This is a genomic window from Streptomyces sp. NPDC001027 (genome assembly GCF_040299045.1).
Classification (GTDB): domain Bacteria; phylum Actinomycetota; class Actinomycetes; order Streptomycetales; family Streptomycetaceae; genus Streptomyces.
The window spans coordinates 17612-39645 of sequence record NZ_JBEPBI010000015.1 but is presented as its reverse complement, the minus strand read 5'-3'; the positions used below and the strand labels follow the sequence as shown (position 1 = coordinate 39645).

The following is a 22034-nucleotide window of genomic DNA, read 5'->3' as shown; positions in this document are numbered from 1 at the left end:
GGTGACCGCCGTCACTGACCAGGACCACACGGACCGGACAGGCCACACGGACCGGACCGTCCACACCGACCAGACAGGCCACACGGACCAGCCCGCCCACTCGGATCAGACAGACCACTCCGAGAGTCACTCAGAGCACCAGGAACAGCACGAGCAGCACGGGCAGCCGGATCGTGACGGTCGTGACGGTCGGCGGCATCAGGACGGTCGCGGGGGCCAGGAGGGGGCCGGGAGCCCGGGGTCGGAGGGGGCGGAGCCGGAGAGCGGCGGGGACCTGTCCGAAGCGGCGGACGCCCCGGCGCAGGAGCCGGGCGACGGCCACGCGCGCGTACTCGACGGCACCGAGGACGCTCTGCCGCGCCCGAACGCGGGCCCCGCCCCGGAGTCGTCCGGGCCGCCGGCCGCGCGCCCGTCCCGTGCGGACGCCGACGAGGACCCGGCCGACGCCTGGGACGACGGTCTCATCGCCCGCCGCGTGAACGAGGCCGCCGCCGCCGAGCAGGCCGCTGCGGCCGACAAGGCGGCCCGGTCCGGGGGAGGCGGCGGGGCCCTGCCCTCGACCCCGCTCGTCTACGACGGACCGCTGCGCTCACGGCTGGAGGCGCTGCGCGAACTCGTGGGCCTCTCCCGCACGCGCCTCGACAGCAGGACGCTCGCCCAGGCCGGCCGGGTCCTGGACGAGGCGGCCGCCCGGCGCAGGCACTCAGGGCAGCACACCGTGGTGGCCCTCGCGGGCGCCACCGGCAGCGGCAAGTCGCAGCTGTTCAACGCCCTCGCCGGCGTCGCGCTCTCGGAGACGGGCGTGCGTCGGCCGACCACGTCGTCGCCCATCGTGTGCACCTGGAGCGACGGTGCGTCGTCCCTCATCGACCGGCTCGGCATCCCGGGACGGCTGCGCAGACGGCCGGTGCAGACCGCGGAGGCGGAGGCGCAGTTGCGCGGGCTGGTCCTGATCGACCTGCCCGATCACGACTCGGCGGCCGTGCAGCACCGTGAGCAGGTCGACCGGGTGCTGGCGCTGGTGGACGCCGTCATCTGGGTCGTCGACCCCGAGAAGTACGCCGACGCCGTCCTGCACGAACGGTATCTGCGGCCCATGGCCGGACATGCGGAGGTCATGTTCGTCGTCCTCAACCAGGTCGACCGGCTGCCCGGCGAGGCCGCGGAGCTGGTCCTCGACGACCTGCGGCGGCTGCTCGACGAGGACGGCGTCGCCCTCGGCGAGTACGGCGAACCGGGCGCGACCGTGCTCGCGCTGTCCGCGCTCACCGGAGACGGCATCGGTGAACTGCGCGAGGCGCTGGGCCAGTTCGTCGCGGAGCGCGGCGCCGCCGCCCGGCGTATCTCGGCCGACGTCGACGCCGCCGCCTGGCGACTGCGGTCCGTGTACGCCACCGGACGACGCGTCGGTCTGAGCGAGCAGGCGCGGGACGAGTTCGCCGACCGGCTGGCGGACGCGGTGGGCGCCACCGCGGCGGGCGAGGCCGCCGAGCGAGCCTGGCTGCGCAACGCCAACCGCGCGTGTGGGACGCCCTGGCTGCGTCTGTGGCGCTGGCACCAGGACCGGCGCGACCCTCCCAGCGGGCGGTTTCCGGTCCGCGCCCAGGCCGACGAGGAGGCCACGGCACGGCAGCGCGTCGAGCAGGCGGTGCGCACCGTGTCCGAGCGGGCTTCTGCGGGGCTGCCGGCGCCCTGGGCGCAGGCCGTCCGGGAGGCTGCGGTACGCGGAGCGCAGGGGCTGCCCGAGGCGCTGGACGACCTGGCGGCGCGGGCCGGACTGCCCCCGGGACGACCGCCCCGGCCGGGCTGGTGGCCGGTCGCGGTCCTGGTTCAGGCGTGCATGACGCTCCTGCAGGTCGTCGGCGGTCTGTGGCTGGTCGGCCAGATCGTCGGAGTCATGGCCCCGAACCTCGGGGTGCCGGTGCTGCTGATGGTGTCCGGCATCGTCGGCGGCCCGCTGGTCGAGTGGAGCTGCCGGATGGCGGCACGGGGGCCGGCCCGGCGGTACGGGCACGACGCGGAACGCCGGCTGCGGGAGGCCGCGGCCGGCTGCGGACGGGCCCGGGTGCTGGACCCCGTCGCCGCGGAGCTGCTGCGCTACCGGGAGGTGCGGGAGCAGTACGCCAGGGTCACGGGGGCGGTGTCCGGGGCGCGGTGAGGGGGCGCCGGCGCGTGGCTTAAGGGCCGCGCGGGGACCGGATGACTGGGACCGGATGGCCGGGAGGCTGCGGCCGGATGGCCGGATGGCCGGATGGCCGGATGACCGGGTGACTGGGTGACTGGGTGACTGGCACCGGATGGCCGGAGGGGGAGTGAGCGCCTGAGGCCTGGGCGGTGGGCGGTGGGGCGGTTCCGCCGGGTGATCACGGGGAGCGCCGGCGGGGATCACTCTTCCGGGTGGTGGGATTTTCCCCAGGCGGGCGGTGGTCCACAGCGCTCGGCGGGCCCGGCCCGGCAGAGGCAGTCTGGTTTCGCGGCGGTCGCGACGGACGCGGTCGCCGCGGACGGCGCTGACAGCACGCGGTGAACGCCACCGCGGCCTTCGCGGCGGACGCAGCCGTACGGGAGGGGCCCGTGCGCGTGACCGGGCGGCAGGACGTCCGGGCGAGGGAGGGGTTCGCATGAACGAGACGATGGTCTGCGCAGTGGGCAACGTGGCGACGCAGCCGGTCTACCGGGACCTGGCGGCGGGCGCGTCGGCGAGGTTCCGGCTGGCGGTGACCTCGCGCTATTGGGACCGGGAGAAGAGCGCCTGGACCGACGGCCACACCAACTTCTTCACGGTCTGGGCCAACCGGCAGCTGGCCCAGAACGCGATGGCCTCGCTGAACGTCGGGGATCCGGTGATCGTGCAGGGCAGGCTGAAAGTGCGCACGGAGTCGCGCGAGGGGCAGCAGGTCCGGACCTCGGCGGACCTCGACGCCGTGGCGATCGGTCATGACATCGCGCGGGGCACGTCGGCCTTCCGGCGGCAGGGCCGTGCCGAGCCCGCGGGGGCGGGGCCGCCGGCTCAGCCCGAGCCCGACTGGGAGACGCCGGTCGCCGACGCGGCGGACGCGAAGTCCGACGACGCACGCCGTCGCGAGCCGGCTGCGGTGACCTGAGCGGCCCCCACGATCCGCAGCGGAGTGCGATGGTGACGGTCAGTCAACAGTGGGCTGCGGCATTTCAGCGCATCTGCACGAAGCCGCGAGGTGGACAAGTCGACATGCCCTACGCGCGACCGATCTTGGGATAACGATTCCGAGTCGGATCGGTGATCCGACGAGATGACCGGTAAGCGTGGTGCGCGGCGTCTCTAGGATGCCGGACGTAGCTCACTGTGGCTTCTGATTCTGCTGGTGGGACCGTACCCCCACATCAACGGGTCCTGCTCGAAGGGGAATTGTGTGATTTCTTCGATCTCCGCGTTGTTCGCGCGCGGGCGGGGCCCGGTCCGACTCGCGGCGGCGGCCGTGGCGTCCGGCCTCGTCGCCGTCGGCGTGCTCGCCACTGCCGGCACGGCCGCCGCAGCAGAGGTGACGCAGAGTCAGGGCGGGGCCACGGCGACGATCGGCGGTCTCAAGACCTACGGCGCTGCCCTGGTCCACGCCAAGAGCGGGGACCAGGAGGTGTCGGCCGGCCTGTTCGAGATGTCCGTCGAGGGCGGCGGCACCCTGCAGACGTACAGCGTCGACCTCTACAACCCCACGCAGAGAGACGCCAAGTACCACGAGACGCCCTGGAGCGGGACGCTGCTGGCCGCCAACCGGAACGCGGGCCGCATCCGTTGGATCCTGCAGAACTCCTACCCGCAGGTGAACGATCTCGCTTCGCTCGCCGACAAGGCGGGCATCGGCGCCGGTCTCACCGAGCAGGACGCGGCCGCCGGCACCCAGGTGGCCGTCTGGCGCTACTCGGACGGCGCGGCGGTCGACGCCGTCGACCCGCAGGCCGAGCGGCTCGCGGACTACCTCCAGAAGGCAGCCCGGGTGGTCGCCGAGCCGACGGCGTCCCTCACCCTCGACGTGCCCGCCGTGGCCGGCCGCCCCGGCGGGCTGCTCGGCCCGGTGACGGTCCACACCGGCGCGACGAGCGCCACGGTGACGCCGCCGCTGGACGCCGCGACCAGCGGCGTGCGCATCGTCGGCAAGGACGGCAGACCGCTCACCGCCGTGTCGGACGGCAGCCAGCTGTTCTTCGACGTGCCCGCGGACACGGCCGCGGGATCGGCCGAGCTGACCGTGCAGGCCTCCACGACCGTCCCCGTCGGCCGCGCCTTCACCTCCGACAGCCGCAGCCAGACGCAGATCCTCGCCGGCTCCAGCGAGTCCACGGTGTCGGCGACGGCGAGCGCCACCTGGGCCCAGAAGGGGGCCATACCGGCACTGTCCGCGGCGAAGAACTGCTCGAAGGCCGGCGTCGACATCGCCGCCGCCAACCAGGGCGACGAGGCCTTCACGTTCGAACTGATGGGTGTGCAGCACACCATCCCCGCCGGCGGGTCCCGGACGGTGACGGTCCCGCTGCAGGAGGACCAGGCCTACGACTTCTCGATCGTCGGCCCGCGGGGCGACCAGAGCAGGTTCACCGGCGTCCTGGACTGCCGGACCCAGGCCGACGAGATCGCCGGCCTGACCACGCAGACCCTGAGCGAGCCGAGCCCGGCAACGGTTGGCGGCGTCTCCGCCGCGGACGACACCGATCTCGCCGCCACGGGCGGCAGCAGCGCCACCCCGCTCATCGCGGGCACGGCCATCGGCCTGGTGGTCATCGGCGGAGCGGCGCTCGTGCTCGTCGGGCGGAAGGAGAACGGCTCGCAGGGCTGACGGATCCGGAGCCGCGGGGCTCCGGACGGACGCGGTGCCGTGCGCTTCCTCGTCCGGATCTCCGGAGTCCGGTTGCGCACCGCCGCGTGCACGCGGCGATGGTCCGTTCGACGTTCGAATCCGTGTGGTCTGCGATGTCTGCCGTGTCTGCGAACACTCCCGCGAAGACTCCGAGAAGCAGAATGTCGGCGGGCGTCGTCCCGGCCTGGTGATCGAGGAGCGACGCGTCGGCGGCGGCCTCGCTTGGGTGGGACCGGCCGACGGGACGACGTCGAGGGCCGCGCCGAAGTGGTGCCGATCAAGCTCCGCCGGTCGCGCCCGCACCTCCTCGCGGCATCGACGACCAGGCAGAACGCCCAGCAGGTCGCGTCCTCGTCCGGCGCGGGGACCCGTCGCCCGGCGCGGGCGGGGCGGGGCGTCGTCCGGCGTCGGCCGCACTCGTTCCCGCGCCTTCTACTGCCGCCGGGCGAACGTCGAATCCGGGGCGTCGTACCGGTCGTGCCACCTGTTTCGGTCCATCCGCGAGCCCCCTGCGGACCCCGGACCGCGGACTCCAGCCGATTTCCACCCCGATCCAGGCGCATACTGAAGGCAATGACAAAACCTTCTGCACCGAAGCGTCACTTGCCCACCAGCCCCTTCAAGGCGCCGGCCACCCTCGTGCCGAAGCACTTTGCCGTGGGTGACCAGGTGACACACGACATGTACGGCCTCGGCCGAGTGATCGGCATCGAGGACGGGATCGCCGCGCTCGTGGATTTCGGCTCGGCACAACCAGAGCGAATCCTGAGCCCCTACGCCAAGATGACCAAGCTCTAGCACCGCACGGCACCACACGGCACCACGGGCGGCGTGCCGCGACGGAGCACCGCCGCGGCCGCCCGCCGACCATCGGCGCCGCTTGCCCGTCAACGGCGCCGCCGGCGCCCCGCCCCGGGACCTCCCGGCGAAAACCCCAGATCAAAGCCCCCCGGCCGGACGGGTTTCCCCCGAGGGGCGGCCGTCCGGCAAGATGGGGTGTATCTGCCCACTGCCAGATTTCAAGCTGCCGGACGGTTTCTCTTGGCTGAGTACATCTACACCATGCGCAAGACGCGCAAGGCACACGGCGACAAGGTCATCCTTGACGACGTAACGCTGAGCTTCCTGCCCGGCGCGAAGATCGGTGTGGTCGGGCCGAACGGCGCCGGTAAGTCCACCGTTCTGAAGATCATGGCGGGACTGGAGCAGCCTTCCAACGGTGACGCGTTCCTGTCGCCGGGCTACAGCGTCGGGATGCTGCTGCAGGAGCCGCCGCTCGACGAGTCCAAGACCGTTCTGGAGAACGTGCAGGACGGCGCGGCCGAGGTCATGGGCAAGCTCAAGCGCTTCAACGAGGTCGCCGAGCTCATGGCGACGGACTACTCCGACGCGCTGCTGGACGAGATGGGCAAGCTGCAGGAGGACCTCGACCACGCCAACGCGTGGGACCTGGACACCCAGCTCGAGCAGGCCATGGACGCCCTGGGCTGCCCGCCCGGCGACTGGCCGGTCACCAACCTCTCCGGCGGTGAGCGCCGCCGCGTCGCGCTGTGCAAGCTGCTGCTCGAGGCCCCCGACCTGCTGCTTCTCGACGAGCCCACCAACCACCTGGACGCCGAGTCCGTGCAGTGGCTGGAGCAGCACCTCGCGAAGTACCCCGGCACCGTCGTCGCCGTCACCCACGACCGGTACTTCCTCGACAACGTCGCCCAGTGGATCCTCGAGCTCGACCGCGGTCGCGCCCACCCCTACGAGGGCAACTACTCCACCTACCTCGACACCAAGGCCAGCCGCCTCAAGGTCGAGGGGCAGAAGGACGCCAAGCGTGCGAAGCGTCTGAAGGAAGAGCTCGAGTGGGTGCGGTCCAACGCCAAGGGGCGTCAGGCCAAGTCCAAGGCGCGTCTGGCCCGCTACGAGGAGATGGCCGCCGAGGCCGACAAGATGCGGAAGCTGGACTTCGAGGAGATCCAGATCCCGCCGGGCCCGCGCCTGGGCTCCATCGTCGTAGAGGTCAACAACCTCTCCAAGGCGTTCGGGGACAAGGTCCTCATCGACGACCTGAGCTTCACGCTGCCGCGCAACGGCATCGTCGGCGTCATCGGCCCGAACGGCGCCGGCAAGACGACCCTCTTCAAGATGATCCAGGGCTTCGAAGAGCCCGACTCCGGGTCCATCAAGGTCGGCGAGACCGTCAAGATCTCGTACGTCGACCAGAGCCGCGAGAACATCGACCCGAAGAAGTCGCTGTGGGCCGTGGTCTCCGACGAGCTCGACTACATCAACGTCGGGCAGGTGGAGATGCCGTCGCGTGCGTACGTCTCCGCGTTCGGCTTCAAGGGTCCCGACCAGCAGAAGCCGGCCGGCGTGCTCTCCGGCGGTGAGCGCAACCGCCTGAACCTCGCGCTCACCCTCAAGCAGGGCGGCAACCTGCTCCTCCTCGACGAGCCGACCAACGACCTCGACGTGGAGACGCTGTCCTCCCTGGAGAACGCGCTGCTGGAGTTCCCGGGCGCGGCCGTGGTCGTCTCCCACGACCGGTGGTTCCTGGACCGGGTCGCCACCCACATCCTCGCCTACGAGGGTGACTCCAAGTGGTTCTGGTTCGAGGGCAACTTCGAGTCGTACGAGAAGAACAAGATCGAGCGGCTGGGTCCCGACGCCGCGCGTCCGCACCGCGCCACCTACAAGAAGCTGACCCGGGGCTGATCGATCTTGCGGCACATCTACCGCTGCCCGCTGCGCTGGGCGGACATGGACGCGTACGGCCACGTCAACAACGTGGTCTTCCTCCGCTACCTGGAGGAAGCCCGTATCGACTTCCTGTTCCGTCCGGAGAAGGACTTCCAGCAGGGGTCCGTGGTGGCGCGCCACGAGATCGACTACAAGCGGCAGCTCGTCCACCGGCACACGCCCGTGGACATCGAGCTGTGGGTCACGAACATCAGGGCGGCGTCCTTCACCATCTCCTATGAGGTGAAGGACGACGACGTGGTCTATGTGCGGGCGTCCACCGTCATCGTGCCGTTCGACTTCGCGACGCAACGGCCGCGCCGGATCACCGCCGAGGAGCGCCTCTTCCTCGAGGAGTACCAGGACGACGACGCCGAGAAGGCCGTCGCCGCATGACGGTGCTCCATCTCGCCGACGAGGGGGAGGCCGCGGATCTCGCGGCCTTCCTCTCCCGGCTGCTCCACTACGACCGCGGAGCGGCGGTGCGACTGCAGGCGGCCGGCACCGCGCTCGCCGTCTTCGGACGGCCGCCGTCCTTCGAGGTGCTCGCGATCCGCGCGGTGCGGCTCGCGAAACCCTACGAGGACGGCCTCGACGTCACGCTGGACGTGACGGTGTCGGCGGGCGAGCTGCTGGAGTCCGTGGCCGAGAGCGCCGCCACGGCCGGCGTCCCGGCAGCGGTCACCGGGCCGCCGTGGGCCGGCGTGCTGCCGCCGCGCGGCGGCTGGCGGCCCGAGGCGGGCCTGCCCGCGCCGGACACGCTGCGGGCGGCGGTCGGTTCGGCCGTCGCCGAATTCCGCTCACGCACCGAGGAACTGGCGGCCGAACTGCGAACCCGTGCGGAAGTCGACCGGATCGGACGGGAGATCTGGTCCCGGACGATCGGGGACACCGCGCTTCCCGTGCGGGCCGTGCACGCGGCCCAGTCGCTCGGCTTCCTCCGGCCCGCGGCCGCGCCGGGCGACCTGGCGCTGCTCTCGCTCGGCGCGTGGCTGCGGCTGCGCACCCCTTACGGGTCCGTCGCGGTGCGGCGCGCGGGGCGGCTGGGAACGCTCGACGTCAGCGTGCGCTGACACCCCTTCGACCTCGACGTCAGCGTGCGCTGACGCGCTTCGACGCCGTCCGACACGGTTCGATGCCGTGCCCGACGCCGTCGTTTCTGTGCGCCGCGCCCGCGTCTCGTCGTCGGCGCCTACTCCGGGGTGTTCACCATCGACGCCGCCGCGTACGTCAGGTACTTCCACAGCGTGTACTCGTGCTCCTCCGACAGGCCGAGCTCGTCCACCGCGACCCGCATGTGCTTCAGCCACGCGTCGTGCGCCGCCCGGTCCACGGCGAAGGGGGCGTGCCGCATGCGCAGCCGCGGGTGACCGCGCTGCTCGCTGTACGTCGTCGGGCCGCCCCAGTACTGCATGAGGAACAGCGCGAAGCGCTCCTCGGCCGGGCCCAGGTCCTCCTCCGGGTACATGGGCCGCAGCAGCGGGTCCTCGGCGACCCCCTGGTAGAAACGGTGGACCAGTCGGCGGAAGGTCTCCTCCCCGCCGACCTGCTCGTAGAAGGTCTGCTCCTGAAGCGTGCCGCGCCGAATCTCTGTCACGCCTCCCATGGTCTCAGACGGCGCGACGGAGGACTCGAGGCGTAGGACCACCCCCACGGGTGCTCGCTTCCGGGGGCCGCGCGCCGCACAGTGGAGTCATGGGCGCCCACGATCCCGACCCCGCCGACGCGGCCGCTCTCGCCGCCTCCGCTCGGGCCCTGCTGGTGCGGGAGATCGAGGCGAGCGGAGCGTTCGCCGGGGATCCGCGATGGCGGGAGGCCTTCACTGCGGTGCCGCGCCATCTCTTCGTGCCGTACTACTACGTCGCCGGCGCCGGCGGCTACGAGCGGCGCTGGGGCGAGAGTCCCGACCGGCGCGCCAGGGAGCGCTGGATGCGGGGCGCGTACGAGGACACCCCGCTGGCGACCCGACTGCGCGACGGGGTGCTGCTCACGTCCAGCAGCCAGCCCTCGCTGATGGCGCTCATGCTGACCGAGCTGCGCGTCGAGGACGGCGACCGGGTCCTGGAGATCGGCGCGGGCACGGGGTACAACGCGGCGCTGCTGTCGTACCGGCTCGGCGAGGAGAACGTCACCACCGTCGACCTGGATCCGGAGATCACCGAGTCCGCCCGTCGGCATCTCGCGGACGCCGGGTACCGGCCCGCCGTCGTCACCGGGGACGGGGCGCGAGGGGTCTCCGAACGCGCCCCCTTCGACCGGATCATCGCGACCTGCACGCTGGCGTCCGTGCCGCGCGCCTGGCTCGCCCAGTGCGCCCCCGGGGCCCTGATCCTCGCGCCGCTCGCCACCGGGCTGATCGCTCTGACGGTACGGGACGCCGGACACGCGGAGGGACGCTTCCTGCACACCCCGGCGTACTTCGTGCCGCTGCGCGGGTCGGACCGGCCCGACCCGGAGCCGGTGGCCTTCTCGGGGGCGCCCCGCAGGGCCAGGGAGAGCGACCGGTTCCGCTTCCTGCTGACCCTGACCCGCGAAGCCCTCGACCCGCAGGAGGCGTACTCCCTGTGGGAGCGCGAGGGCATGCCGGGTCGGGAGCGTTACGGAGTCACGGTCGGCGACGGGCACGCGTGGGCGTGGCTCGACGATCCGGAGGGCCCGTACGCCTGGCCGCTGCCGGGTGCGCAGGGCCTCGACCCGATCGAGCGTCGACCCGACCGCCGCCCTGACCGCCGTCCCGATCGCTAGAACGAGCGGAACGGCACGGCGGCAGGACGGCACGACCACAGGACGGCAGGACCACGTGGACGGCAGGACCACGTGGACGGCCCGGCCGGTGTCTCCGTCAGCCGGTCGCCCTCGGTCCGGTCGCCTTCCGTGCGGTCGCCGTCCGTCCTGTCGCCGTCAGCCGCGGCGGACGGTGATCGTCGTCCAGGCGCCCACGTGGACCTGGTCGCCGTCCTGCAGCGGCACCGGGACGAACGGCTGGATCGGCTCCTCCGAGCCGTTGACGGTCGTGCCGTTCGTCGAGTTCTGGTCGACGACGGCCCAGCTGCCGTCGGGCTGCTGGACCAGCACCGCGTGCTGGTGCGAGACGCCCGGGTCCTCCGGCGGCACCGACAGGTCTATGTCGGGGGTCTCGCCGGTGGAATGACGGCGGCGGCCGATGGTGATCTGGTTGCCGGTGAGCGTGCGCTGCTGCTCGGGCGAGTACGCGGGCAGGTTCAGCCCCGCGGCCTCCGGACCCGAGCGGTGCATCATCGCCATGAAGTACGAGCGGTCCGGGCCGATCGTCGCCGTCCAGGTCGCCGGCTGCTGCGAGTACGCCGGGTTGGGCGGGGGCGGGGCCTGGGTGGCGCCGGTCTGCGGGTAGCCGTAGCCACCGCCTCCCTGGGGCGCGCCCTGACTCCTCGGGTCTCCCTGGCCGGGGCCCGTGTGCGACGGGGGAGAGATCACCCAGTCGTCGTCACCGCCGCCGCCGAAGGGCCGGCCGCCGGGCTGCTGCCGGCCGGTCTCCTGCGGGTAGCCGGGCGGGGACGTCGGGCCGGACGGCTGGTAGGCCTGCGGAGCTCCGGGACCACCCGGGCCGCCGGGGCCGCCCGGACCACCATGACCTGCGGGACCGCCCTGGCCCGGGAATCCGCCGGTCGTGGGCGCCGGCCCGGGAGGGCCAGGCCGCGAGGGCTCGCCGCCGAAGCCCGAAGGGCCGCCGTCACCGGGGCGGGCCGGGCCGGGCGGACGGCCGCCGGGGCCGGAGGGCTCGCGTCCGAAGGGGTCGCCGGACGGGCCGGTGGGCTCGCGTCCGAAGGGATCGGCGGACTGCCCGCCCTGCTCACGCCGGTACGGGCCCGAAGGCTGCCCGAAGGGATCGCCGGCCGGGCCGGGCGGACGGCCGCCGGGACCGGAGGGCTCGCGTCCGAAGGGGTCGCCGGACGGGCCGGAGGGCTCGCGTCCGAAGGGATCGCCGCCCGGAGCGGTGGGGGGGCCGCCGAAGGCGCCCGCCGGGGGACCGCCGGCCGGACCGGAGCCGCCACCGGGCCTGCCCGGAGCGCCCGGGCCGCCCGGCTCACGTCCGAACGGGCCGCCGGCCTGTCCCGCGGGGCCGCCCACGCCGCCGGGACCGCCCTGCCGTCCCGACGGCTCGCCGCCGAACGGCGGACCCGAGGGAATCGGTTCCGCGGGACGGTTCACCTGCGACGGGCGGGAACCCTGGTACTCGAAGGAGTCGCCGCCCCCGTACGACGGCGGTGGCTGGAAACGCCCGCCGGGACCCTGACCGCCGGGACCGCCCGGACCGCCGGGACCGGCTCCGCCGGGGCCCATGGGCCCGGGGCCACCCGGGCCCGGGCCCGGAGTGCGGGGGGCGGCCGGGGTGTACGAGGTCGCCGTGTTGGTGAGGAAGTTCCACCGGCACTCCTCGCAGAAGGGCGCGCCGCCCTCTCGGGGCGTGCGGCACTGCGGGCAGAGCTCGGACTCGTGACCGGGCGCCGAGGACAGATGGCGACCGTCGGGCCGGCCGCCGCCCTGACCGGGCGGGGGCGGCGGGAAGCCGTAGCCGCCGCCCGCGGCGGGGGGCGGCGGGGGCGGAGGCACGGCACCGGCCATGCGGTGACCGCAGACCTCGCACCAGTCGTCGGAACCCGACTGGTGTCCGTTCGGGCAGGTCGGCATGTCGGCGCGTCCCCCTCTCTTCTTCGGTGTCCCGGAAGCCTTTCGGCGCCCCGGGAGCTCGTTCAGGTCACTTCTTTACACGAACAGTCTTTGTGGACCGGGTCTCGAGCGTCATCTCGTCGGCGTCCGCGACCTTCGCCTTCAGTCGCACAGTACCTGTCGTGGCGTCGACCACGTCCACCACCTTCGCAAGCAGTTTCGCAGTATCCGCGTTCCCCGAGACGCTCGCGAGCTGGACAGCACGCCCCAGTTTGGCCGTCGCCCCATCCATATCGCCTGCTTTGCGAAGGTCGAGACCTTGTTGGATGACCTGTGCCAGTTCGGCCTGGCCGGTGTAGTGGGCGACCTGGGGGTTGATCGACGTGGAGGCGGCCATGTCGTCGGTCCAGACGGCCTTCACGAGCCCCTGCGCGCCCAGGTTCCGGACACTGCCCCCGGTCTCCGGGATCACCAGCGAGACCCGTGCGGCGAGCATCTCCTGGCCGACGTTCGCCGCCGGGACCTCGACGCACACGTGGTAGTCACGGGACTCGTCGCCCCAGGAACCGGTGGGGTAGTCGCCCGCGCGCGGGCCCGCTTCCGTACGGCGTCCGGTCAGCTCCTCGACCGTCGGGGCGACCTGCTTGACGAACCTGACGGCGGTGCCGACCGGGGTCCAGAGCCGCAGCGCGACGTCCGCGACCTCCTTGCCCATCGCCGTCTCCATCATCTGCGTGAAGTCGGCGGCGAGGCCGGCCGGGTCGGCGACGATGTCGGCGGTGCCGAGCAGGGCCGACGCGATCCCTGTGACTTCTTTCACTTCCCAGTCGGTGCCCACGCCGCGTGCGTCACAGGTGAAGCGCCCGGCGCAGTCGTCGAGGGCGGCCTTCAGGTCCTGCGGCGACTCGTGCTCGTTGCGGCCGTCGGTCAGCAGGATGCCGTGCCGGATGGCGACGTCCGCGGTGGACAGCAGCCGGTCCGCCAGCCGCAGCCAGGTGCCGATCGCGGTGCCGCCGCCCGCGCTCAGCCGGCGCAGCGCCTGCTTGGCCTGCGCGCGGGTGGTGGCGTCGGCGACCGCGAGGCGGCCCCCGCCGGGGTAGACCTCCCTGGCGACGTGCGTGCCGTCGACCACCGAGAAGTGCACCCCGTCGCGCAGGGTGTCGACGGCGGCGGCGGTGGCGTCGCGGGCGTTGCGCATCTTGGTCGGCGGGTAGTCCATCGAGCCGGAGCAGTCCACCATGATCACCACGGCGGCGGACGGGCCCTGACTCGGCGAGTAGAGGTGCGGCGAGGCCACGGCGCTGCCCACCGTGCCGCCGCCGGTGGCGGTCACCGTCACGATCGCGTTGACCTCGCGGCCGCCTTCCGGCAGGTACTCGTTCTGATAGACGTCCACCGAGAACTGCGGCACGTTCGACTTCGAGAAATTGGCCATGCCTACTCAAATCCCCCTCGGAAACCCCACATCGGTGGGGCGATGTCTGGGCACGGACCGGTCCCCTCCGGTCCGCACGCGTGCTTCCCCGTGATTGCCGTGGTCGCCGTGAATCCCGGGGTTCGCGTGCTGCCCGTGATTACCGGTTTCCCGTAGTTCGTTCTGCGGCCTCAGGCCGATCCTGCCCCCTGCACGGGGGCGGGGAACGGCACGACGGCCACTGTTACGTTGTCGTGGCCCCCGCCGTCCAGGGCGTGGCCGACCAGTACGCGCGCACTGTGCAGGGGCCGGGCCGAGGCGTCCGGCGGGACGACGCCCGCCATCTCCTCCGCGGCCTCGGCGTAGTTCCACAGGCCGTCCGTGCACACCACCACCACACCAGGGCGGTCCGGCTTGAAGGAAGCCGTGTGCGGCTCGAGTTCGTAGGCGTCGGCGCCGAGCCAGCCGGTGATGGCGTGGGCGCGCTCGTCGGCGTAGGCCTCCGCCTCGTTCATCAGGCCCGCGGCGACCATCTGCGCGGCCCAGGAGTCGTCCTCGGTGAGGCGGGCCGGGGGCGAACTGCGGTCCGCCGGGACCCAGTAGGCGCGGCTGTCGCCGACCCATCCGACGACCAGCAGCCCGGCGGTGACCACCGAGCCCACCAGGGTGCAGGCGGGGGCGTTCTGGTGCGGGGCGTGCTCGCGGGCCGTGGCCGGTTCCTCGGCCAGCGCGTTGACCGCGTGCGAGGCGGCGACGATCGCCTCGTGCATGGCCTGTTGGGGGTGCGTGCCCCGCGGCAGGGCGGCCAGCAGCGTCTCGCTCGCCGCCCTCGACGCGGCGAGGGAGGCGTCGTCCGGGCGGGTGGCGGAGGACACGCCGTCGCAGACGATCGCCACGAGCGCCGGGGAGCCGTCGGGCAGGGCGGCGCAGCCGAGGCCGAAGGCGTCCTCGTTGCGATGGTGGCGCAGGCCGCGGTCGCTGACGGCGGCGATCGGGCCCGACTCCAGTTCCATGTGGTCGCGTTCGCGCGGCTGGGCGTGGCCGCAGTTCTCGCAGTAGCCGTCGTCGTCGACCCGGCCCGCACGGCAGGCCACGCACACCTTCGCGCTCTCCGCCGCGACGGCGGCCTCGGCCGCGACCCGCGGGTCCGGCGCCTGCAGGGCGTACTCGTCCGGCTCCGCGGGCCGGTCGAACCGGACACCGGAAACGCCGGGAGCGCCGGGGACGTCAGCCGCACCCTGGACGCCCGAGACGCCGGGAGCTCCGGAGACATCGGAAACACCGGAAACACCGGAAACGTCGGGAGCGCCGGAGACGTCGGCCGTACCCGGGTCGCCGGGAACACCGGAAACGCCGGAAACAGCGGGGGCGCCGGGGGCCGCGGGGGCGCCGGGGGGCGTCTCCTGGGCTCGCCGGTCCTCCCCGGCCTCGCGGACCGCGCCCGAGGTCTGCGAAGGAGCCGGCAGGGCCGAGCCGTTCATCGTCAGGGTCGGGTGGTCGTCCGGGCTCGGCGGCACGACGGACAGGTCGTATCCGCACGCACCGCAGAAACGGTCACCCGCGTCGAGCGGCTCCGCGCAGCTCGGACACGTCGGCAGGGCGGCCTGCCGGGGCATCTGCGACATCAACTACACCCACGTCCGGGGGCGGTAACGATTGGCACGTTCCACCAGGTCGACTCTCTCCTCACCGCCGGTCGCCAGCCGGGCCAGCGTGCGGTACGAACGCTCCAGTCCGAAGCGCAGCCCCCGTTCGTCCAGTCGGCTGCCGAGCAGCACCCGGGCGGCGGGACCGGCGCCCTGGCCTCCGGAGAGTATCCAGTCGAGGGCGCAGCCGAGGACTTCGGCGGACAGCTGCTCGCGCCGCGTCGGGTCCAGACCGTACGCGTCCAGCGCCTCGACCTGGGCCGCTGCGGCGGTGAGATCCTCCAGGAAGGGTACGTCGGAGGCGGCGGCGGTCCGCTGCCGGAGCCTCGCGCGCACGGCGGCCACCCGGGCCGCGGTGTAGTGGATGGAGGACTCGGGCACCGACTCCAGCGTCCGTACGGCGCCGGCCCGGTCGCCGGCCGCGAGCTGCACGCGGGCGAGCCCGAACGCCGAGCTCACATAGCTCGGGTCGGTCGTCCACACCAGCCGGTAGTACTCGGCGGCGTTGTCCAGCTGTCCCAGCACCTCCGCGCACAGGCCGAGCGCCAGCTTCGGCGTGGTCTCGCCGGGGAAGGCGTCGTAGATCGCGTCGAAGGCCAGCGCGGCGCCCTCGTGGTCGCCGGTGACCAGCGAGGCCATGCCCCGGTACCAGACCACCCGCCAGTCGTCGGGCCGTTCGCCCTCCAGTTTCGCCAGCGACATGAGGGCCGCCTGGTGGTCGCCGTTCTCCAGCCAGGCGCGGATCTGCCGCAGCCGGGTCTCGACCGACGGCGCCGGCGCGGCCGCGAGGGCCGTGATCAGTTCGCCCGGCGCGGACGCCAGCAGGCCCGCGAGGAAACCCGCGTTGGGGTCGGCGGGGTCGACATGGGGGGCGGGCAGCGCGAGGGCCGCGGCGGGCGCGGGAACGGCCCTGACGAGGCCCGGGGCGACGACCGGCGTGATCGGCGCGCCGGGCGCGCTCGCGCCGCCCGCGGCCGGCAGCGCGGCGCCGGCCGCGACCGGAGACGCCGTGCCCGCGAGGGCGAGAACGGCGCCGCCCGGCGGCGCGGAGGACGAACCGGCCGTGGCGGCGGGAACGCCAGGAGCGGCGGCGAGGGCGGGCGGGTGACCGGCGCCGCCGGCCGTCGCCGTCGTGGACCGTGAGCTCCCGAACAGCCTGCGGGACGTCACGGCGACGCGCGCGCCCAGTTGTGACACCTCCCCGTCCAGTCTCGGGAACAGCTCGGTGTCCGTGACCTTGACCTCGGGGCCGAACAGCGTCGACAGGGCGGGCCGCGCCCGGCCGCTCTGCAGGGAGACGACCTCGCGCAGCACACCCGTCAGCTGCTCCGCCATCTCCTGGGCGGAGGCGAACCTGCGGTCCGGGTCGGGGTCCGTGGCGCGGACCAGGAACCGGTAGAAGGACTCGTACTGCCGGAAGACCTCGATGTTGTCGGGGTCGGGCAGCGAGTCCGCGAAGACGGTCGTGTAGCCCTGGAAGTCGAAGGTCAGCACGGCGAGCGTGCGGCCCACCGTGTACAGGTCTGAGGCGACTGACGGGCCGACCTCGGCGACCTCCGGCGCCTGGTAGCCGATCGTGCCGTAGATGGCCGACTCGTCGTCGTCCATGCGCCTGACCGCGCCCATGTCGATCAGCTTGAGCTCGTCCTGGCTCTGGATCGCGTTGTCGACCTTGAAGTCGCAGTACAGCAGGTTGCGGCTGTGCAGATGGCCGAGCGCCTCCAGCGCCTCGATGCCGTACGCGCAGGCCTGCTCGACGGGGAGCGGGTCCCGCTTGCCCTGCGCCGTGCGGCGGTCGTTGGCGATCTCCTTGAGGGACTTGCCGCCGATGTACTCCATGACGATGTAGCCGTCGAGGGAGCCGGTGCGCTGGTCGAGGTGTTCGACGAAGCTGTAGATCCGCACGATGCTGGCGTGCTCGATCTCGGCGAGGAAGCGCCGCTCGGAGATGGCCGCGGCCATCGCGTCCTGGTCGCCGGTGTCCAGCAGGCCCTTCAGGACGACCCAGCGGTCGCCCACCGGACGGTCGATGGCCAGGTAGATCCAGCCGAGGCCGCCGTGCGCGAGGCAGCCCACGACCTCGTACTGGCCGTGCACGACGTCGCCGGCCTTCAGCTTCGGAGCGAAGGAGTACGGGTGGCCGCACTTGGTGCAGAAGCCCTCGGTGCGGCCCTCCCGCTCGCCGCGCGAACGGCCCACCGGAGCGCCGCAGTCGGAGCGCGAGCAGAACCGCTTGCGCTCGGGCACCTCGGGGTTCTCCAGCACCATCGAGCGCGGGTCCGGCTTCGGCACCTGCGGCACCATGACCAGTCCGGCGCCCAGCCGGGCCCGCCCCGAGGAGCTCGACGTCGAGCCGGAGCTGCGCACCGACACCGACCGGCCGGTCGACGTGCCCGAGAGGGAACGCGACAGCCGCCCGGACACCGAGCGGCGGGACTTCGCCGACTGCGACGTCGTACGGGAGCTGCGCGCGCTCTCACGCGAACTGGAACTGCCCGACGAGCCCTTGCCGCCGCCGGTCACCCCGGTCGGCGGCGAGCCCACCAGACCCTCCCCGGAGGAGGGGCCCCCGGACGCCACGACGGGGGCCAGACCGCAGGTGTCGCAGTACAGCTCGCCGCCGCCCACGTCCTCGTACGATCCCTCGCAGCCCGGCCGCTGACACGCCTGCCCTGCCTGACTCATGGCTACTGCTCCCCCCTGTGGTCCTGAGGCCCGCCCTGCTCCGGCACGCGTGGCGCGCTGAGCAGTTCGGCGGCCGCCTGCTGGAAGCGCAGGACGGCTTGTTCGGCGACGCGCAGATCGCAGGGCGCGCTCCACAGCATGCGCCGCGCCGCGTCGTAGCGCTCGATGAGGAACGGGTCCTCGGCGAGCCCGTGACGGGCGACCTTCGCCTTGTACGCGTCGAGACGGCCGCGCAGCTCCGCGCGGACCGCCAGCGGCTGGGTGACCGCGCCCAACGACTCGCGGGCGCGCAGCAGTTCGTCCTCCGCCTTCTGCTCCAGGGACTCCAGGAGCGGGGACAGACGGTGCCACTGGGCATGGCGGCGGTACTCGGCGGCCGTCGCGAGCTGCTCCTGCAGCACGGTCGGCGGGCCGCTGACCACCGGCACCTCGATGGCGGCGATCTTCGCCAGCACCTCGCCGCGCGCGGCGCGCGCCTCGGCGAGGGTGCGGTCGGCGCGACTGAGGACGTCCCGCAGCCGCACCAGCCGCTGCTCGGCGTCCTGGCGGACCGTCAGGACGGCGTCGATCTCCCTGCGCACGTCGTCCAGGGCGCGGGCCTCACGGTCGTACACCGTGGTGTCGGGACGACCGCCGCCCGGCGCCGAACTGCCCTGCGTCGGCGTCCAGTACGCGAGGGGGTCCGACACCACCTGTTCGCGCAGGGCGGTCAGCGTGTGCGTGATGCGCTCCAGGTCGTCGCCCGCCGGGTGCTCGCCGGGACGGACGCCGACGGAGTGCGCCAGCCGGCGGGTGCGCTGGAGCTCCGCGGCCAGTAAATCTATCCGGGCGGGCAGCGCCGACCACACCGCGTCGGCGGCCACGACCATGTCCAGCGACGACGCGTACAGCTCGTTCATCCGGTCGACGAGCGTCGTCAGCGAGAAGCTCTGGCTGAGCTTGCCCGCGCCGTGCAGCGTCGGCGCGTTGGCGCTCGCACCCGCCAGGGAACCGGCGACGGTGACGGACTCGCCGCGCAGCAGCTCCGTCAGCTCCACCAGGTCCTCACGGCTGGACCAGCGGCGACGCGAGCGGATCTCGCGGGCGCCGCGCAGGGCGGCCGTGTACGCGTCGAAGTACGCCCACAGCAGGGTGATCGACGCCTCCGCGGACGCCCAGCGCTCCTTGGTGACGCCGGTGAGCTCGGCGCCTTCCAGGAGCCTGCGGCCCGCGTGGTCCTGCAGGGCGAGGAGCGAGGTCTCGATCGCCTCGTGTTCCGCGCCGAGCCGCGCCAGCGCACGGTCGACCTCGTCCCGGTCCATGACCGGCCCGGGGGGTCCCGTGACGCCCATCGATCACCTCTCGCTGCTGGTCGGTCCGCTGATCTGTCTGCCTGCCCTGCCCGCCGGCCCCGCTCGTACCGTCGGTCCCGCCTGTCCCGCTCGTGCCGGCCGGCCCGCCCGTCGGCGGTCGCTGCGGCGTGCCGCCGGCGGTGGCCGTCAGCTCGTGCGCAGGTACTGCGGCGGTGTGGGCGGCCTCGAGGTGGCCGCGTCACCGCCCAGTGTGGCCGACAGCCACTTGTCGTACGACGTCTGCCAGCCGCTCGCGCTGTACGACACCAGGATCTGGTTGACCCGGCGCACCAGATCGCTCGCGCTGCTCTTCATCGCCACGCCGTAGTACTCGGTCGTGAACGGCGCGCCCTTGAGCTCCACCGTCGGGTCCTGAGCGGCCTGACTGGCCGCGAGCGCACCGTCGGTGACCACCGCGTCCGCCTCGCCGAGCTGCAACCGCACCAGGCAGTCGAGCTGGTTGGGGACGGCGGCGATCGTGGCGCCGGCGGCGAGCTTGCCGGCCTTCTGGTCGTCGGTCAGCCTGGTGTAGGCCGTCGAGCCGGCCGCCGCGCAGATCTTCTTCTTCGCCAGCGTGGCGTCGTAGCCGTCCACGGACGAGGACTTGGGGGCGAGGACCTGCTGGCCGGTCTTGAAGTACGGCGCGGAGAACGCGACGTCGCCGAGCCGGCTGCAGGAGATCGTCATCGTGCGCACCACCATGTCGACCCGGCCCTCCTGGATGGCCGGGATGCGCTGGTTGGTCGGGATGGCCTTGAACTGGACCGCGTTCGGGTCGCCGAGGATGTCCTGCGCGATCCGGTGGACCAGGTCGATGTCGAAGCCCTCGAGCTCCGCCACGGAGTTGTTGGGGTCGCGGTAGCCCCAGCGGTAGCTGTTCTGGTCGACGCCGACGATCAGCTTGCGCTTCTCGCCCTGCCGGGCCTTGATCGCGGCGATGGTCGCACCGTCCGCGCTCGACGGGGCCAGCGTCTGCTTCTCCGGGTCGGTGCAGCCGGCGTCGGCCGCCGCAGCGCCCGAAGCGAGGCCCCGCCCGCCCTGGCCGGCTCCCGTGTCGGAGACCGGTCCTGAGCCGGCCGACGGCAGCAGCAGCACGAAGGCCAGCGCGAGGGCGCACAGGCCTGCCATCGCGCCTACGCCGCCCCAGCCCTTCAGGCCCGCCCGCACCCGTCGCACAAGCATCGTCACGCCCCCCATCACCGGTACTCCGACAGTCTGCGGCCGATGCCGAGGACCGCGCCCGCCGCGCCCAGGACGGCGAGCACGGCGGCGCCGACCGCCAGCCCCGTCATCGCGTCCAGACCGCCGCTCGCCGCCTTCCGGAACTCGAGCCGCTCGTGCTCCAGCGCCGTGGCGAGATTGTCGTCGACGCTGTCGAAGCACGCGCCGGTCGCGTCCTTCCCGCCGATCACCAGGGCCAGCGCCTGCTCGTAGTTGCCGTTGTCGTCCTGCGCGCGGGCCGCGGCGTGGCGCTTCTTCCACTCCGTCATGTTGCTCTCGGCCGAGGCGACCGGCTTCTCGCCGGACTCGTCGTCGGCGAGCTTCGCCGCCCGGGCGAGACCCTTGCCGAGGTCGGCCATGTCGGTGGTGAAGTCGTGGTCGTACTTGTCGAGCGTCACGTCCTTGCCGTCGGCCGTCACCTTCACCGTCTCGGCACCGCGCGCCACCAGGGTGAGGTTCTCGTTGCCCCGGGCCTTCAGGGAGGCGATCCGCGCGTCGTGCAGCACGTTCAGCGAGCGGACGCCGTGTTCGTAGGAGTCGTCGAGCCCCGCGCGGGCCACACTGTGCCCGACCACCAGCCAGAGCAGCACGACCGTGGTGGCGGCCGTCGCGGCGACCAGGCCGTGGTTCAGGACCCGGTTCGTACGGCGGTAGTTGCGGTGCTGCGCCCAGGCCAGGCCCGCCAGCGCGACCACGCCGAGCGCGATCGCCGCCCACGGGTAGGGGGTGGCGTCGCCGTAGTCGTCCTGCAGCCGCCGGTTCTCGCTGTCGTAGAGCTCCTGGGCAGCCGGGAGCATCTCGTCCTGCATCTTCTGGTTGGCGTAGCGCAGATAGGCGCCGCCGACCGGGAAGCCCTGCCGGTTGTACGTCCGTGCGCGCTCCACCAGGCCCTTGTACTCGGGCAGCATCGTGTTCAGCTTGACGATGTACTCGTTGGAGGCGGAGTCGGGGTCGGCGCTGTTGGCGGCGTTGACGAGCTTCTCGGCCGCGTTGTCGATGTTCTCCTCGTAGCGCTGCCGGGACGTCGCCGTCTCCTGGCCGCCCGCCAGGAAGCCGCTGGAGGCTGCCGTGTTGGCGCCGGCCAGCGACCGGTAGATGTCGGCCGCGGCCGAGCTCAGCGGCTGGCTCTTGTGCAGCACGTCGTCGGCTGCGGCCGCGCGGTCGGTGGTCTGCCACGCGGTCACCGCGCCGAAGGCGAGGACGAGCAGGGCGAGGACGGCGCCGATGACCCGCAGCCGCCCGGGCTCGGTGGTCGCCGCGGCACGGGCCTTGTCGAGGCCCTCCGCGAAAGCCGTCCGGCGCGGGCCGGACGGCGTCGGCGCGGGCGCCTTGACCGGCGGTGGTGCCGTGCTGGTTGCCGGATCTGCCACTGTTCGACCTCCCCCATGGTCATCTCCCGCCGGTCAGTATCCCTGGCGGGAACCGTACTGCGCACCGGCCTTCACTGGATCTTGATCAGATCGCAGCTACCCCTGACCATGAATACGCCTGGGGCGGGTGTTCGGTTCCTTCCCGGGGGTATGCGCCGGTT

Annotated in this window: 17 protein-coding genes; 9 read left to right on the top strand and 8 right to left on the bottom strand. The window is 73.0% G+C overall.

The window, feature by feature from the left end:
- The first annotated feature begins 1 nt into the window (after position 1).
- The 7 genes from ABT300_RS07480 (at position 2) to ABT300_RS07450 (ending at position 8632) form a co-directional block, all read left to right on the top strand.
- Positions 2 to 2158 (top strand): GTPase, encoded by a 2157-nt coding sequence (locus ABT300_RS07480; RefSeq protein ID WP_351673056.1) that lies wholly within the window; start codon positions 2 to 4, stop codon positions 2156 to 2158.
- A gap of 463 nt (positions 2159 to 2621) precedes the next feature.
- Entirely contained in the window at positions 2622 to 3104 is a 483-nt protein-coding gene (locus ABT300_RS07475) for a single-stranded DNA-binding protein (RefSeq protein ID WP_351673055.1), read from the top strand.
- A 285-nt stretch (positions 3105 to 3389) separates the two neighbouring features.
- Positions 3390 to 4808, top strand: a complete 1419-nt coding sequence (locus tag ABT300_RS07470; RefSeq protein WP_351673054.1) for a TQXA domain-containing protein — start codon at positions 3390 to 3392, stop codon at positions 4806 to 4808.
- Between the two features lie 594 nt (positions 4809 to 5402).
- Positions 5403 to 5627 carry a hypothetical protein gene (locus ABT300_RS07465; RefSeq protein WP_351673053.1) on the top strand — a complete coding sequence of 75 codons (225 nt, stop codon included), beginning with the start codon at positions 5403 to 5405 and terminating at the stop codon, positions 5625 to 5627.
- A gap of 243 nt (positions 5628 to 5870) precedes the next feature.
- On the top strand, positions 5871 to 7535 hold the full coding sequence (ettA, locus tag ABT300_RS07460; protein WP_351673052.1) for an energy-dependent translational throttle protein EttA: 1665 nt from the start codon (positions 5871 to 5873) through the stop codon (positions 7533 to 7535).
- A 6-nt stretch (positions 7536 to 7541) separates the two neighbouring features.
- Entirely contained in the window at positions 7542 to 7955 is a 414-nt protein-coding gene (locus ABT300_RS07455; protein ID WP_266717795.1) for an acyl-CoA thioesterase, read from the top strand.
- Positions 7952 to 8632, top strand: coding sequence for a DUF8185 domain-containing protein (locus tag ABT300_RS07450; protein ID WP_351673051.1), 681 nt, complete (start codon positions 7952 to 7954; stop codon positions 8630 to 8632). Before ABT300_RS07455 ends, ABT300_RS07450 begins: the two co-directional genes overlap by 4 nt.
- Positions 8633 to 8751: 119 nt before the next feature.
- Here ABT300_RS07450 and ABT300_RS07445 read toward each other — a convergent pair whose 3' ends face one another.
- Complete coding sequence (locus ABT300_RS07445; protein WP_351673050.1) at positions 8752 to 9165, bottom strand: globin; 414 nt, start codon at positions 9163 to 9165, stop codon at positions 8752 to 8754.
- Between the two features lie 89 nt (positions 9166 to 9254).
- Between ABT300_RS07445 and ABT300_RS07440 the strand changes: the two genes are divergently transcribed.
- Positions 9255 to 10304, top strand: a complete 1050-nt coding sequence (locus ABT300_RS07440; protein ID WP_351673049.1) for a methyltransferase domain-containing protein — start codon at positions 9255 to 9257, stop codon at positions 10302 to 10304.
- 156 nt (positions 10305 to 10460) lie between these two features.
- Here ABT300_RS07440 and ABT300_RS07435 read toward each other — a convergent pair whose 3' ends face one another.
- The 4 genes from ABT300_RS07435 to ABT300_RS07420 form a co-directional block, all read right to left on the bottom strand.
- Positions 10461 to 12227 carry an FHA domain-containing protein gene (locus tag ABT300_RS07435; protein WP_351673048.1) on the bottom strand — a complete coding sequence of 589 codons (1767 nt, stop codon included), beginning with the start codon at positions 12225 to 12227 and terminating at the stop codon, positions 10461 to 10463.
- Between the two features lie 67 nt (positions 12228 to 12294).
- Positions 12295 to 13641, bottom strand: a complete 1347-nt coding sequence (locus ABT300_RS07430; protein ID WP_351673047.1) for a vWA domain-containing protein — start codon at positions 13639 to 13641, stop codon at positions 12295 to 12297.
- 170 nt (positions 13642 to 13811) lie between these two features.
- Positions 13812 to 15245 (bottom strand): PP2C family protein-serine/threonine phosphatase, encoded by a 1434-nt coding sequence (locus tag ABT300_RS07425; protein ID WP_351673046.1) that lies wholly within the window; start codon positions 15243 to 15245, stop codon positions 13812 to 13814.
- Positions 15246 to 15248: 3 nt separating this feature from the next.
- Entirely contained in the window at positions 15249 to 17570 is a 2322-nt protein-coding gene (locus ABT300_RS07420) for a serine/threonine-protein kinase (protein WP_502977890.1), read from the bottom strand.
- Here ABT300_RS07420 and ABT300_RS44425 point away from each other — a divergent pair.
- Positions 17569 to 17928: a hypothetical protein gene (locus ABT300_RS44425; RefSeq protein ID WP_502977889.1), complete on the top strand. Its 360-nt coding sequence runs from the start codon at positions 17569 to 17571 to the stop codon at positions 17926 to 17928. The two genes, ABT300_RS07420 and ABT300_RS44425, sit on opposite strands and share 2 nt — an antisense overlap.
- 25 nt (positions 17929 to 17953) lie before the next feature.
- Here ABT300_RS44425 and ABT300_RS07415 read toward each other — a convergent pair whose 3' ends face one another.
- From ABT300_RS07415 to ABT300_RS07405, 3 genes are all read right to left on the bottom strand, one after another.
- Positions 17954 to 19282, bottom strand: a complete 1329-nt coding sequence (locus ABT300_RS07415) for a hypothetical protein (protein WP_351673044.1) — start codon at positions 19280 to 19282, stop codon at positions 17954 to 17956.
- A gap of 147 nt (positions 19283 to 19429) precedes the next feature.
- Positions 19430 to 20464 (bottom strand): glutamate ABC transporter substrate-binding protein, encoded by a 1035-nt coding sequence (locus ABT300_RS07410; protein ID WP_351673098.1) that lies wholly within the window; start codon positions 20462 to 20464, stop codon positions 19430 to 19432.
- Between the two features lie 14 nt (positions 20465 to 20478).
- On the bottom strand, positions 20479 to 21873 hold the full coding sequence (locus tag ABT300_RS07405; RefSeq protein WP_351673043.1) for a GlnX family signal transduction membrane protein: 1395 nt from the start codon (positions 21871 to 21873) through the stop codon (positions 20479 to 20481).
- Positions 21874 to 22034 lie beyond the last annotated feature (161 nt).

Coding starts and splice junctions, on each gene's coding strand:
- ABT300_RS07465 (WP_351673053.1), top strand. CDS start 5,403: ATGACAAAACCTTCTGCACCGAAGCGTCACTTGCCCACCAGCCCCTTC.
- ABT300_RS07410 (WP_351673098.1), bottom strand. CDS start 20,464: ATGCTTGTGCGACGGGTGCGGGCGGGCCTGAAGGGCTGGGGCGGCGTA.
- ABT300_RS07415 (WP_351673044.1), bottom strand. CDS start 19,282: ATGGGCGTCACGGGACCCCCCGGGCCGGTCATGGACCGGGACGAGGTC.
- ABT300_RS44425 (WP_502977889.1), top strand. CDS start 17,569: ATGACCAGTCCGGCGCCCAGCCGGGCCCGCCCCGAGGAGCTCGACGTC.
- ABT300_RS07445 (WP_351673050.1), bottom strand. CDS start 9,165: ATGGGAGGCGTGACAGAGATTCGGCGCGGCACGCTTCAGGAGCAGACC.
- ABT300_RS07440 (WP_351673049.1), top strand. CDS start 9,255: ATGGGCGCCCACGATCCCGACCCCGCCGACGCGGCCGCTCTCGCCGCC.
- ABT300_RS07475 (WP_351673055.1), top strand. CDS start 2,622: ATGAACGAGACGATGGTCTGCGCAGTGGGCAACGTGGCGACGCAGCCG.
- ABT300_RS07450 (WP_351673051.1), top strand. CDS start 7,952: ATGACGGTGCTCCATCTCGCCGACGAGGGGGAGGCCGCGGATCTCGCG.
- ABT300_RS07420 (WP_502977890.1), bottom strand. CDS start 17,570: ATGGTGCCGCAGGTGCCGAAGCCGGACCCGCGCTCGATGGTGCTGGAG.
- ABT300_RS07425 (WP_351673046.1), bottom strand. CDS start 15,245: ATGTCGCAGATGCCCCGGCAGGCCGCCCTGCCGACGTGTCCGAGCTGC.
- ABT300_RS07435 (WP_351673048.1), bottom strand. CDS start 12,227: ATGCCGACCTGCCCGAACGGACACCAGTCGGGTTCCGACGACTGGTGC.
- ABT300_RS07430 (WP_351673047.1), bottom strand. CDS start 13,641: ATGGCCAATTTCTCGAAGTCGAACGTGCCGCAGTTCTCGGTGGACGTC.